Raw genomic sequence first — 12821 nt, 5'->3', positions numbered from 1 at the left:
GGCCGCCGGTGTTGCCCCCTGCAAGGGGGAAGGAGAAACGACACGAAGTGCGCAAAGCCTGGGGGTGTTTCATGACTACGGCAGTGGCACGGCGGCGATCATGGCGCGCACCTGCTCCACGGCACCGCGCCCTGCGTCGCCCACGGGCGTGAGGCGGTGCGCGATCGTTTGCGGCAGCACGGCCTGCACGTCGTCGGGTGCGACGTAGCTCCGGTTGGCCAGCAGCGCCTGCGCCTTGGCCGCACGCAGCACCGCGATGCCGGCGCGCGGCGACAGGCCCTGCAGGAACCAGCGGCCCGAGCGCGTGGCCGCGATCAGGTCCTGCAGGTAGTTGAGCAGCGGCTCGGCCGCATGCACCTGCTGCACGCGCTGCTGCAGGGCCGTGAGTTCGCCGGCGGTCAGCATGGCGGGCAGGGAGGCCAGCATTTCGCGGCGGTCGCCGCCCGCGAGCAGCAGCCGCTCGGCGGCGCGGTCGGGGTAGCCGAGCGAGATGCGCATCAGGAAGCGGTCGAGCTGCGACTCGGGCAGCGCGAAGGTGCCGAGCTGGTCCTGCGGGTTCTGGGTGGCGATCACGAAGAAGGGCGTGGGCAGCGGGCGGGTTTCGCCTTCGACGGTGACCTGCTTTTCCTCCATCGCCTCGAGCAGCGCGCTCTGGGTCTTGGGGCTGGCACGGTTGATCTCGTCGGCCAGCAGCACCTGCGCAAAGATCGGCCCGGGGTGGAACACGAAGGCCTGCTGGCCCCGGTCGTAGATCGCCACGCCCGACAGGTCGCCAGGCATCAGGTCGGCCGTGAACTGCACCCGCGAGAACTGCATCCCGAAGGTATGCGACAGCGCGTGGGCGAGGGTGGTCTTGCCCACCCCCGGCACATCCTCGATCAGCAGGTGCCCACCTGCCAGCAGGCAGGCCACGCAGTCGCGCACCTGGGCCTCTTTGCCCACGATCACCGTGTTAAGCTGACTCAGCAAAGTGGCTAGCTTCGCAGCAACGTCCATATTTGTATCCATATGCAAACGATACCGTAAGACCTGCCGGCCCCATGCCGAATGAGGTCTAGGCGTGGCGACAGAGACACATGGGCAAGACAGGCTACTTCACACACCGCGACTTCTGGAAGCACGACATGGGCGAGGGGCACCCCGAGTGCCCGGGTCGGCTGGATGCCATCGAAGACCGCCTGCTGCTCACCGGCGTGGGCGATGCGCTGGAGCACTGCGAGGTGCCGCTGGCCACCCTGGAACAGATCACCCGGGCGCACAGCACCGCGCACGTCGAGTACCTCGAGGCGCTGAACCAGCGCCTGGTGGCCGACGAACCCGCCGGCGGCCCCGACCACGCGCAGGTCGACCCCGACACGGTGCTCAACCGCTTCACCCTGCTGGCCGCGCGCCGCGCCGCCGGCGCTGCGATCGCTGCGACCGACGCGGTGATTGCCGGCGACCTGGAAAACGCCTTCTGCTCGGTGCGCCCGCCCGGCCACCATGCATGCCGGGAGCAGGCAATGGGCTTCTGCTTCTTCAACAACGTCGCCATCGCGGCGCGCCACGCCATCGAGGTGCACGGCATCGAGCGCGTAGCCATCGTCGATTTCGACGTGCACCACGGCAACGGCACCGAGAACATCCTCTCGAACGATCCGCGCGTGCTGATGGTCGGGTTCTTCCAGCATCCGTTCTACCCGTACAGCGGCACCGAGCATCCGGCGCCGAACATGCTGAACCTGCCGATCCCGGCCTACACAAGGGGCATGGACGTGCGGGAGATGATCGAAGCGGCCTGGATGCCGCGGCTGGAGGAGTTCAAGCCGCAGATGGTCTTCATCAGCGCCGGCTTCGACGCCCATCGCGAGGACGACCTGGGCCAGCTGGGCCTCAACGAAAACGACTTTGCGTGGATCACGGGCCGCATACACGATGTTGCGAGGCGCCATGCGAAGGGCCGTATCGTCTCGATGCTCGAAGGCGGCTACAACCTCGATGCGCTCGCGCGCAGCGTGGAAGCCCACATCCGCGTTCTCGCGGATCTCTAACGCAGCCGGCGCGGACGGCGCTCCGCTACCTTTCAATAGATGAATTTCAACGATTTCACTCAACGTCTGAGCCAGGTCGATGCGCGCGGCCTCGGCATCGAGCTTGTCGCGCTGGTGGTCTGCGTGGCGCTGGCCTGGGCCGTTTGCAAGTGGTTCGGCCGCGACCAGCCCAAGGATTCGATCTGGTTCGGCGAGAGCACCTTCGACGGGTTGCTGTTCCCGTTGCTGGCGCTGGTGTTCACCGATCTCGCCCGGCGCGTGGTGCTCGATTTCCAGACCGTGCTGGTGCTGCGCATCGCGGTGCCGGTGTTCCTGTCGCTGGTGGTTATCAGGCTGTTCGCGCGGGTGCTGCGGGCGGTGTTTCCCGCGTCCAACCTCGTGCGGCTGATCGAGCGCACGATCTCCTGGCTGGCGTGGATCGCGGCGGTGCTCTGGATCGTCGGGCTGCTGCCGCCGGTGCTGGCCGAGCTCGATGACATCACGCTGGCCTTCGGCAAGACGCGTGTGAGCCTGCAGACCATCTTCCAGGGCGTGCTGTCGGCGGGGCTGGTACTGGTGATCTCGCTGTGGATCGCGAGCACTATCGAGAAGCGCATCCTGCGCGAGGCCGTGACCGACCTGTCGATGCGCAAGGTGGCGTCGAATGCGGTGCGTGCCTTCCTGCTGCTGGTCGGCCTGCTGTTCGCACTGTCGGCGGTGGGGGTGGACCTGACGGCGCTGTCCGTGCTCGGCGGCGCGCTCGGCGTGGGCCTAGGTTTCGGCCTGCAGAAGCTGGCGGCCAACTACGTGAGCGGGTTCGTGATCCTGCTCGAGCGCTCGATCCGCATCGGCGACAACGTGAAGGTCGATACCTTCGAGGGCCGCATCACCGACATCAAGACCCGCTATACCCTGATCCGCGCGGGCAATGGGCGCGAGGCCATCGTGCCGAACGAATCGCTGATCACCAGCCGGGTGGAAAACCTGTCGCTGGCCGACCGCAAGTTCAACATCACGACCACCATCGTGGTCGGCTACGAGAGCGACGTGGCGCAGGTGCAGTCCATCTTGTGCGAGGCCGCCAAGGCCCAGCCGCGCGTGATGTCCGACCCGGAGCCGGTGGCTTTCCTCATGAACTTCGCGCCCGACGGCCTGGAGTTCACGCTGAACTTCTGGGTCGCCGACCCCGATAAGGGCAAGGACAACCTGCGCTCGGCCATCAACATCGCAATCCTCGACGGGCTGCGCGGTGCGCGCATCGACATTCCCTATCCGCAGCGCGTGCTGCGTGTGGAGTCTTTACCGCCAGGAGTCGTCCAGGCGCCCGACGCTGTTTTATAATCGCGGAAAAGCACGATCGTTCTTTTTTCTTGGTCCCCGTGCCGACGAGAAGAATGGAGAGGCGACAAAGGTCGCGTCCTAGAATGACCGGTTGCCCTCGAAGCCCCCTTTTGCAATCCAATGGAGTCAAGTCAATGAAGGTTCTCGTACCTGTCAAACGGGTCGTCGATTACAACGTCAAGGTGCGCGTGAAGAGCGACGGCACCGGGGTGGACATTGCCAACGTCAAGATGAGCATGAACCCCTTCGACGAGATCGCGGTGGAAGAAGCGGTTCGCCTGAAGGAAAAGGGCGTGGTCACCGAGGTCATCGCCGTCTCCTGCGGTGACGCCAAGTGCCAGGAAACCCTGCGCACCGCCATGGCCATCGGCGCCGACCGCGGCATCCTGGTCGAGACCACCGAAGAACTGCAGCCCCTGGCCGTGGCCAAACTGCTCAAGGCGCTGGTCGACAAGGAACAGCCCCAGCTCATCATCCTGGGCAAGCAGGCCATCGACGACGACGCCAATCAAACGGGCCAGATGCTGGCAGCCCTGGCTGATCTTCCCCAAGCCACCTTCGCCTCCAAGGTCGAAGTCGCCGATGGCAAGGCCACCGTGACCCGCGAAGTCGACGGCGGCCTGGAGACTGTTGCTCTCACGCTGCCCGCGGTCATCACCACCGACCTGCGCCTGAACGAGCCGCGCTACGTGACCCTGCCCAACATCATGAAGGCCAAGAAGAAGCAGCTCGACGTCTTCAAGCCCGAGGACCTGGGCGTGGATGTCAAGCCGCGCCTGAAGACCCTCAAGGTCAGCGAGCCGCCCAAGCGCGGTGCCGGCATCAAGGTGCCTGACGTTGCAACGCTGGTGGACAAACTGAAGAACGAAGCGAAGGTGATCTGAACATGACCGCACTTGTTATTGCCGAACACGACCACGCGAGCGTCAAGCCCGCGACCCTCAACACCGTGACCGCAGCGCTGGCCTGCGGTGGCGATGTCCACGTGCTGGTGGCCGGAGCCAATGCTGCCGAAGCCGGCAAGGCCGCCGCGCAGATCGCCGGCGTGGCCAAGGTCATCGTGGCCGACAGCGCTAGCCTGGCCGAGAACCTGGCCGAGAACGTCGCCGCCCAGGTGCTGGCGATCGCATCCAACTACAGCCACATCCTGTTCCCCTCGACCGCCAACGGCAAGAACGTCGCGCCGCGCGTGGCCGCCAAGCTCGACGTGGCGCAGATCAGCGACATCACCAAGGTCGACAGCCCCGACACCTTCGAGCGTCCGATCTACGCGGGCAACGCGATCGCCACCGTGCAGAGCGCAGACCCGATCAAGGTGATCACGGTGCGCACGACCGGCTTCGACGCCGCAGCTGCGACCGGTGGCAGCGCAGCGGTCGAAACGGCCGAAGGCGTGGCCGACAGCGGCAAGAGCAGCTTCGTGGGCCGGGAAGTCACGAAGAGCGAACGCCCCGAGCTGACGGCCGCCAAGATCATCGTCTCGGGCGGCCGGGCGCTGGGCAGCGCCGAGAAGTTCACCGAGGTGATGGCGCCGCTGGCCGACAAGCTCAATGCGGGCCTGGGCGCCAGCCGCGCGGCCGTCGATGCGGGCTACGCGCCGAACGACTGGCAGGTGGGCCAGACGGGCAAGATCGTGGCGCCGCAGCTGTACATCGCCTGCGGCATCTCGGGTGCGATCCAGCATCTGGCCGGCATGAAGGATTCCAAGGTGATCGTGGCGATCAACAAGGACGAGGAAGCGCCGATCTTCTCGGTGGCCGACTACGGGCTCGTGGCCGACCTGTTCACGGCGGTGCCGGAACTGGTGAAGGCGCTCTGACCGCACCGGCGCAATGAGCCAGAGGGCATCGTTCGCGATGCCCTTTTCGTATCCGCTGTATCTGGAGACAAGACATGAGCTACACCGCCCCCCTCAAGGACATGCTGTTCGACATCGAGCACCTGGCCAACATCGGCGAGATCGCGAAGCTGCCGGGCTTCGAAGACGCCGGCGTCGAAACCGCGCAGGCCGTGCTGGAGGAATGCGCGCGCTTCAACCAGGATGTGGTCGCGCCCCTGAACGTGGCGGGCGACCGCAATCCCTCGTCGTTCAAGGACGGCGAGGTCACGACCACGCCGGGCTTCAAGGAGGCCTTCGCGCAGTACGTGTCGGGCGGTTGGCAGGGCCTGCAGCATCCGTCGGACTTCGGCGGCCAGGGCCTGCCCAAGACCATCGGCGCGGCCTGCGGCGAGATGCTCAACTCGGCCAACATGAGCTTCGCGCTGTGCCCGCTGCTGAGCGACGGCGCCATCGAGGCGCTGCTCACGGCCGGCTCCGACGAACTGAAGGCGGTGTACCTCGAAAAGCTCGTGAGCGGCCAGTGGACCGGCACGATGAACCTCACCGAGCCGCAGGCCGGCAGCGACCTGGCCATGGTGCGCAGCCGCGCCGAGCCGCAGCCCGACGGCACCTACAAGGTGTTCGGCACCAAGATATTCATCACCTACGGTGAGCACGACATGGCCGAGAACATCGTGCACCTGGTGCTGGCGCGCGTCAGCGGCGCGCCCGAGGGCGTGAAGGGCATCAGCCTGTTCGTCGTGCCCAAGTTCCTCGTGAACAAGGACGGTCGCTTAAGCGAGCGCAACGACGTGCACTGCGTGAGCATCGAGCACAAGATGGGCATCAAGGCCTCGCCCACCGCCGTGCTCCAGTACGGCGACCATGGCGGTGCCGTCGGCTACCTCGTGGGCCAGGAGAACCGCGGCCTCGAGTACATGTTCATCATGATGAACTCGGCCCGCTACGCCGTGGGCATGCAGGGCATCGCGATTGCCGAGCGCGCTTACCAGCACGCCGTGGCCTACGCCAAGGACCGCGTGCAGAGCCGCCCGGTCGACGGTTCCATCAACGCCAGTGCGCCGATCATTCACCATCCGGATGTGAAGCGCATGCTGATGACGATGCGCGCCTACACCGAAGGCTGCCGCGCGATGGCCAGCGTGGCCGCCGCCGCCTACGATGCAGCGCATCATCATCCCGACGCCGATGCGCGCAAGCAGAACCAGGCCTTCTACGAATTCATGGTGCCGCTCGTGAAGGGCTACAGCACCGAGATGAGCCTCGAAGTGGCTTCGCTGGGCGTGCAGGTGCACGGCGGCATGGGCTTCATCGAGGAGACGGGCGCGGCGCAGTACTACCGGGACGCGAAGATCCTCACGATCTACGAAGGCACCACCGCGATCCAGGCCAACGACCTCGTGGGCCGCAAGACCGCGCGCGACGGCGGCCAGACCGCCAAGGCCATCGCCGCGCAGATCGAGAAGACCGAAGCCGAACTCGCCAAAAGCGACAGCCCCGCCGCGGCAGCCGTGCTCAAGCGCCTGAAGGCCGCGCGCCTGGCGTTCCTCGAGGTGGTCGACTTCGTCGCGGGCCAGACCAAAGCTTCACCCAACGCCGTGTTTGCAGGCAGCGTGCCCTACCTGATGCTCGCGGGCAATCTCGTGGCCGGCTGGCAGCTGGCGCGCTCGCTGATCATTGCGCAGGACCTTGCCTCGCGCAGCTTCGATACCGACTTCATGCTGGCGAAGATCGCCACCGCGCGCTTCTATGCCGAGCACATCCTCAACAAGGTGCCGGGCATGCGCGACAGCATCGTCGACGGCGCCGAGAGCGTCACGGCGCTCGCGCTCGACGCTTTTTGAGCCTCGCCCCGTGTCGCCCACCTGACGGGCGGCAGGGGCTCCTCTCTCTTATAAAACCGACATCCATTTACGGAGACAACATGTCCAAGCTACCCCCCGTCCTCGCGAACCTGCCGCTGCCGATCATCGGCTCGCCGCTGTTCATCATCAGCAACCCCAAGCTCGTGATTGCGCAATGCAAGGCCGGCGTGGTCGGCTCGATGCCCGCGCTCAACGCGCGTCCCGCGGCGCAGCTGGAAGACTGGCTCGCGGAGATCACCGAGGAACTCGCGGCCTACAACAAGGCCAATCCGGACAAGCCGGCCGCGCCGTTCGCCATCAACCAGATCGTGCACAAGAGCAATGACCGCCTCGAGCACGACATGGAAATGGTCGTGAAGTACAAGGTGCCGATCGTCATCACCTCGCTGGGCGCGCGCACCGACGTGAACGACGCGGTGCATAGCTACGGCGGCGTGACGCTGCACGACATCATCAACAACAAGTTCGCGCAGAAGGCGATCGAAAAGGGCGCCGACGGCATCATCGCCGTGGCGGCGGGTGCAGGCGGCCACGCGGGCGTGAAGAGCCCGTTCGCGCTGGTGCAGGAAATCCGCCAGTGGTTCGACGGCCCGATCGCGCTGTCGGGCTCCATCGCCAACGGCGGTGCGGTGCTCGCCGCGCAGGCCATGGGCGCCGACTTCGCCTACATCGGCACCGCCTTCATCGCGACCGAGGAAGCGCGCGCCAGCGAAGACTACAAGCAGGCCATCGTCGATGGCACCTCGGACGACATCGTCTATTCGAGCCTCTTCACCGGCGTGCACGGCAACTACCTCGCGCCCAGCATCGTCAAGGCCGGCATGGACCCGGCCAACCTGCCCGAGGGCGACGTGAAGACCATGAACTTCGGCGGCGGCGAAGGCAGCAAGGCCAAGGCCTGGAAGGACATCTGGGGCTCGGGCCAGGGCATCGGCGCCGTGACCGAAGTGGCGAGCGCCGCGGCCTTCATCGAAAAGCTCAAGCGCGAATACCAGGAAGCAAGGCAACGGCTCGCGCTTTGACTTCAGCCGCGAACGGCGCGGCGCCTGCTGCCGGCGCGCCGTCGTCATCCGTGGGGCGCATGCCGCTGCTCGATGCGGCAAAGGGCATCGCCTGTGCGGTGATCGTCGGACACCATCTTTCGCGCTACGGCCCGATGCCGGCCGGCGCGTATGCGCTCGCGCCCGATTTCTTCGCCTGGCTGGCCGACGAGGGCCGGCTGGCGGTGCAGGTGTTCCTTGTGATCGCCGGCTTCCTGGCGGCCGCCAGCCTTGCGCCTGACGGCCTGCTGCGCGTGGAGCGGCCGGTGACGCGCATCCTGCAGCGCTATGGGCGGCTGGTCATGCCATACCTTGCTGCGCTCACGGTGTGCGTGCTGGTCGCGGCGGTGGTGCGGCCATGGCTCGACGAGGAGGTGGTGCCCGCGGCGCCGACCTTCGGGCAGTTGGTCGCGCATGGATTGCTGCTGCAGGACCTGCTGGGCTTCGAGTCGCTGTCGACGGGTGTCTGGTACGTGGCCATCGACTTCCAGCTGTTTGCATTGGCGCTGGCGCTGGTGGGCCTGCCCACGCTGCTGCAGCGCTCGAGCGGTTCGCCGCCGCCGGGCGCGCAGATGCGCTGGATGCCCGTGGCGCTGGTGGTCGGCCTGGCCGTGGCTTCGCTCGTGCTCTTCAACCGCAACGCGGGGCTGGACGACACCGCCTTCTATTTCTTCGGAACCTACGGCCTGGGCATGCTGGTGTTCTGGATCGGCCGCGCCACGCGCGCCAGCACCTGGCAGAGCGCCGTCGCGCTGATGGCGCTGGTGGGAGCAGGCGCGCTTGCCCTCGACTGGCGCAGCCGCATCGCGACCGCGCTGGTCACGGCGCTGCTGCTGGCCGTCGCGCAGCGCCGGAACTGGCTGTCGCCGCCCCGTTGGCCTGCCGTGGCCATGCCGTTGCTGCGGCTGGGGCGCATGTCTTACTCGCTGTTCCTGATCCACTTCCCGGTGCTGCTCGCCACGAATGCGGCGGTCGCTAATTCCGGGCCGCACGGCGCGTGGTTCGATGCGGTCGGCCTCGTGGCGACCTTCGGCCTGTCGGTGGCCGCGGCGGCGCTGCTGTATCGCTGGGTGGAAGCGCGCCCTGCCTCGTGGCGCGCGGTCTTCGCGCTGTTTGCCGCGCTGCTGGTCAGCGGAATAGTCGTTTCTCATTAAAGGACAGGCGCGCCCGCGCAGGCGCACTGGCCGAATCTTCCTGAACCGGTTGCGCTCGAGCGCTGGAGCGTGCAGTCTGCGGGCTCGTCAGTCGCTCCCGTCTCCGGTATGATTGTGGAAATTTCAGTAAATACTGAAAATACACGAAAAAAAGGAATGACCAAGCACTCGCCGCCCCGATCGCCGCTGCGGGCTTTCGCGTCGCCCGACGTCGGCGGGATGGTGCAGGGCGCCGCGGCGCTGTTCTGGCTGCCGCAGGCGGCGCTGCTGGCGATGGCGGTGCAGGGGCTGGCGGCGGGCGGGGGTTGGGGGGCCGTCCCGGGCCCCGCGGGGGCTACCCGGTTGCCGGGGCGGCGGCGGGCTGGCGGCGCGCCCGGGGGCGCGCGCGGCCCCTCCCCCCGGGCGCGCGCGCAGCTCACGGCGCTGCGCGCGCAAACAGCCGCGGCGCTGGCCGGCGGCTCGCCGCTGGATCGCGGCCGCGCGCCTTCCGGGCTGGCCGCCAGCGTGCTCGCCGAGCAGGCCGAGGCGCTGGTGCCGTACCTGGTGCGCTACCAGCCCGCGCGCTGGCGCGCGACGGTGGTGCCGATCTTCATCCTGTGTGCGGTGGCCGCCTTTTCGTGGGTGGCCTCGCTGGTGCTGCTGGTCGCGGCGCCGCTCATTCCGGTCTTCATGGCCATCGTCGGCTGGCGTGCCAAGGCGGCGAGCCAGGCGCAGATGGTGGAGATGGGCGGCATGAATGCGTTCCTGCTCGACCGCCTGCGCGGGCTGGCGACGCTGCGTGCGCTCGATGCGGTGGAGGCCACGGCGCTGCGGCTGGACGATGCCGCGCAATCCCTGCGCCGGCGGACGATGGCGGTGCTGCGCATTGCGTTTCTCTCGTCGGCCGTGCTGGAGCTTTTCTCGGCGCTGGGTGTGGCGATGGTGGCCGCGTACGTCGGTTTCCACTTGTTGGGCACGCTCGGCTTCGGCACCTGGGGCCGGCAGCTGAGCCTGGGCGAGGGGCTGTTCGTGCTGCTGCTGGCGCCGGCATTCTTCGAGCCATTGCGCGAGTTGTCGGCGGTCTGGCATGACCGGGCTGGGGGCGAAGCGGCGCTGGAGGCGCTCGACCGCTTGCAGCGCAACGAACTGCCGCTGCCCGGTGCGAACGCTTCGCTGACGCGCGCAGCGATGGCTCCGACCGGCGGGGCACCGGCCGTCGCCGTCCGCAACCTGCATTTCTCCTGGCCCGGTGAGCCGCAAGAAGTCTTCGAAGGCTTCGAGCTTCGCGTCGCGGCCGGCGAACACATCGCGTTGATGGGGCCCAGCGGCTCGGGCAAGACCGCCTTGCTGTCCTTGCTCGCAGGCCTCGTGCCCGCGACGCGCGGCGAGGTCTCGGTCGGCGGCGTGGTGCTCACGGATCGCACGGTGGCGGCGCTGCGCCAGCGCATGGCATGGATGGGCCAGGCGCCGCACGTCTTCACCGGCTCGGTCAAGACCAATGTGGCGTTGGGGCGCGCGGAGGTGGGCACCTCGGAGGTCGCCGAGGCGATGCGCTTCGCGTCGCTCGACGCTGTGGCGCAGGCGCATCCCGGCGTGGCGATCGGAGAGGGCGGCCATGGCCTGTCTGGCGGAGAAGCCGTGCGGCTCGCGCTCGCACGCATCGCGGTGCATCCGCATGCCGACCTGCTGCTGGTGGACGAACCGACGGCCCACCTCGACACCGAAACGGCCGAGCGCGTGGCCGATGCGCTGGTGGCGCTGGCGCGCGGCAAGACCCTCGTCGTCGCCACGCACGACCCGGTGCTGGCTGCGCGCATGGACCGTGCAGTGAACCTTGGCGCCGAAGCGATGGAGAAGGCCGCATGAAGGCGTCGCCTCTCTTCGCTGCGAACTGGCGCGATCTGCGCCTGGTGCTGCGCCCCTTCCTTGCCGCGCAGCCGCGTCCCCTGCTGCTGGGCTGCCTGCTCGCGGCAGTCACAGTGCTTGCAGGCATGGCACTGCTCGGGCTTTCGGGCTGGTTCATCACCGCGACCGCATTGGCCGGCCTTCATGCAGCCACCGCCTTCACCTTCGACGTGTTCATGCCGTCGGCCGGCATCCGCTTGCTGGCGCTCGGCCGTACGACATCGCGCTACGGCGAGCGGCTGGTGACACACGACGCGACCTTCGCCGTGCTCGCCGCGCTGCGCGTTCGCCTGTTCCGCGGCTGGGCCAAGGCCGAGGCGGCGCGCGAACTGCTGATGCGCCCGGCCCGCCTGCTGTTTCGCCTGACGGCCGACATCGATGCGCTGGAGTCGCTCTACCTTCGCCTGTTCGTGCCGGCTGCTGCAACATTGGGCGCTGCATTGCTGGCGGGCCTCGTGCTCGGCTTCATGCACGCCGGCATGGGCATTGCGCTGATGCTCTGGCTCGTGGTCGTCGGCTGGGGCATCGCGTTCCTCGTCGCAAGGCGCGCGCGCCGACCGGCCGTGCAGCGGGCGCATGCCATGGAAGCGCTGCGCGCACGCGCGGTCGACCTCGTGGCGGGGCAGGTCGACCTTGTGATGGCAGGCCGCATCGGCGCACAGCGCGAGGCATTGATGAATGCCGACATGCACCTCGCCAAGGCGGACCTCGTGCTGAACAAGCTCGAAGCGGCGGCTGGTCTGGCCTATGGCAGCGCAAGCACCCTGACCCTCGTCGGCGTGCTGCTGGCCGTCGGCGTGCTGGCAGGCGAGGGCGTCATCGGCGCGCCCGCTGCGGCGCTGGCACTGCTGGTGGCGCTCACAGCGGCCGAACCTTTCGCGGCCTTGCGCCGTGGTGCGCTCGATGCGGGCCGCACGTGGCTGGCGGTGCGGCGCCTTGCGCCGCGCATGACTGCGCAAGGCAACGAGGTTGCCGCGGCGCAAGAGCGTGATGCGGCCTTCGCAGTGCAGCTGAAGGGCGTCACGGTGGTTCACCCCGGCAGCAGCACGCAAGTGTTGCGCGACGTGTCGCTGACCCTGGACGCAGGCGAGCGCGTCGCCCTGATCGGCGCAAGCGGCGCCGGAAAGTCCACGCTGCTCGCAGCTGTCGCCAACGAGATCACGCCACAGTCCGGCAGCACGAGCGCGCAGCCCGCTTGCCTGCTCACGCAGCGCACCGAACTGTTCCAGGACAGCCTGCGCGACAACCTCCGCCTTGCAGCCCCCGGCGCCACCGACGAGCAGTTGCACGCCGCACTGCGCGCCGCAGGTCTCGAAAGCGACGTGCGCGCGATGGCCGCCGGCCTTGGCACCCGCCTCGGCGAGGGCGGCCTCGGCCTCTCGGGCGGGCAGTCGCGCAGGCTCGCACTGGCGCGCCTGCTGCTGCGCCCCGCACCGCTCTGGCTGCTCGACGAACCGACCGAGGCGCTCGATGCCGCTACCGCGCACGACGTGCTGCATCGCCTCGCGCAACACGCCGGCCGACGCACCTTGCTGATCGCCACGCACCTGCGCCGCGAAGCCGCGCTGGCCGACCGCATCGTGTGCATGCACCAGGGCTGCATCACCGCCGACCTGCGGCGTGGCAGCGGTGGCTTCGACGCTGCGTTGCGCAGCCTGCGGCCGGATTGATTTCAGAACGGGAAAACA

Annotated in this window: 10 protein-coding genes; 9 read left to right on the top strand and 1 reads right to left on the bottom strand. The window is 68.0% G+C overall.

What is annotated here, in order from left to right; all coding sequences use genetic code 11:
* Positions 1-75: 75 nt before the first annotated feature.
* Positions 76-996, bottom strand: coding sequence for an AAA family ATPase (locus ACCD11_RS22235; RefSeq protein WP_007831639.1), 921 nt, complete (start codon positions 994-996; stop codon positions 76-78).
* Positions 997-1076: 80 nt separating this feature from the next.
* Between ACCD11_RS22235 and ACCD11_RS22230 the strand changes: the two genes are divergently transcribed.
* The 9 genes from ACCD11_RS22230 (at position 1077) to ACCD11_RS22190 (ending at position 12803) form a co-directional block, all read left to right on the top strand.
* Positions 1077-2030, top strand: coding sequence for a histone deacetylase family protein (locus ACCD11_RS22230; protein WP_007831641.1), 954 nt, complete (start codon positions 1077-1079; stop codon positions 2028-2030).
* A gap of 39 nt (positions 2031-2069) precedes the next feature.
* The gene (locus ACCD11_RS22225; RefSeq protein WP_007831644.1) at positions 2070-3350 is read left to right on the top strand and encodes a mechanosensitive ion channel family protein; all 1281 of its coding nucleotides are present in this window, start codon (positions 2070-2072) and stop codon (positions 3348-3350) included.
* A 134-nt stretch (positions 3351-3484) separates the two neighbouring features.
* On the top strand, positions 3485-4234 hold the full coding sequence (locus ACCD11_RS22220) for an electron transfer flavoprotein subunit beta/FixA family protein (protein WP_413315489.1): 750 nt from the start codon (positions 3485-3487) through the stop codon (positions 4232-4234).
* Between the two features lie 2 nt (positions 4235-4236).
* Positions 4237-5169, top strand: a complete 933-nt coding sequence (locus ACCD11_RS22215) for an electron transfer flavoprotein subunit alpha/FixB family protein (protein ID WP_413315488.1) — start codon at positions 4237-4239, stop codon at positions 5167-5169.
* Between the two features lie 74 nt (positions 5170-5243).
* Entirely contained in the window at positions 5244-7034 is a 1791-nt protein-coding gene (locus ACCD11_RS22210) for an acyl-CoA dehydrogenase (protein WP_413315487.1), read from the top strand.
* Positions 7035-7114: 80 nt separating this feature from the next.
* Positions 7115-8077: an NAD(P)H-dependent flavin oxidoreductase gene (locus tag ACCD11_RS22205; protein WP_413315486.1), complete on the top strand. Its 963-nt coding sequence runs from the start codon at positions 7115-7117 to the stop codon at positions 8075-8077.
* A gap of 59 nt (positions 8078-8136) precedes the next feature.
* Entirely contained in the window at positions 8137-9249 is a 1113-nt protein-coding gene (locus tag ACCD11_RS22200) for an acyltransferase family protein (RefSeq protein ID WP_413315502.1), read from the top strand.
* Positions 9250-9405: 156 nt separating this feature from the next.
* Entirely contained in the window at positions 9406-11094 is a 1689-nt protein-coding gene (gene cydD, locus ACCD11_RS22195; RefSeq protein WP_413315485.1) for a thiol reductant ABC exporter subunit CydD, read from the top strand.
* Positions 11091-12803 (top strand): amino acid ABC transporter ATP-binding/permease protein, encoded by a 1713-nt coding sequence (locus tag ACCD11_RS22190; protein ID WP_413315484.1) that lies wholly within the window; start codon positions 11091-11093, stop codon positions 12801-12803. Before cydD ends, ACCD11_RS22190 begins: the two co-directional genes overlap by 4 nt.
* Positions 12804-12821: the final 18 nt, after the last annotated feature.

It is taken from the genome of Variovorax sp. Varisp36 (assembly GCF_047304235.1).
GTDB lineage: Bacteria > Pseudomonadota > Gammaproteobacteria > Burkholderiales > Burkholderiaceae_C > Variovorax.
The sequence above is the reverse complement of the archived record's forward strand: the minus strand, read 5'-3'. Positions and strand labels throughout refer to the sequence as shown.

Bases quoted from the DNA above. Each gene is read 5' to 3' on its own strand.
- ACCD11_RS22190 (WP_413315484.1), top strand. From the start codon at position 11,091: ATGAAGGCGTCGCCTCTCTTCGCTGCGAACTGGCGCGATCTGCGCCTG.
- ACCD11_RS22200 (WP_413315502.1), top strand. From the start codon at position 8,137: ATGCCGCTGCTCGATGCGGCAAAGGGCATCGCCTGTGCGGTGATCGTC.
- ACCD11_RS22205 (WP_413315486.1), top strand. From the start codon at position 7,115: ATGTCCAAGCTACCCCCCGTCCTCGCGAACCTGCCGCTGCCGATCATC.
- ACCD11_RS22235 (WP_007831639.1), bottom strand. From the start codon at position 996: ATGGACGTTGCTGCGAAGCTAGCCACTTTGCTGAGTCAGCTTAACACG.
- ACCD11_RS22210 (WP_413315487.1), top strand. From the start codon at position 5,244: ATGAGCTACACCGCCCCCCTCAAGGACATGCTGTTCGACATCGAGCAC.
- cydD (WP_413315485.1), top strand. From the start codon at position 9,406: ATGACCAAGCACTCGCCGCCCCGATCGCCGCTGCGGGCTTTCGCGTCG.
- ACCD11_RS22220 (WP_413315489.1), top strand. From the start codon at position 3,485: ATGAAGGTTCTCGTACCTGTCAAACGGGTCGTCGATTACAACGTCAAG.
- ACCD11_RS22225 (WP_007831644.1), top strand. From the start codon at position 2,070: ATGAATTTCAACGATTTCACTCAACGTCTGAGCCAGGTCGATGCGCGC.
- ACCD11_RS22215 (WP_413315488.1), top strand. From the start codon at position 4,237: ATGACCGCACTTGTTATTGCCGAACACGACCACGCGAGCGTCAAGCCC.
- ACCD11_RS22230 (WP_007831641.1), top strand. From the start codon at position 1,077: ATGGGCAAGACAGGCTACTTCACACACCGCGACTTCTGGAAGCACGAC.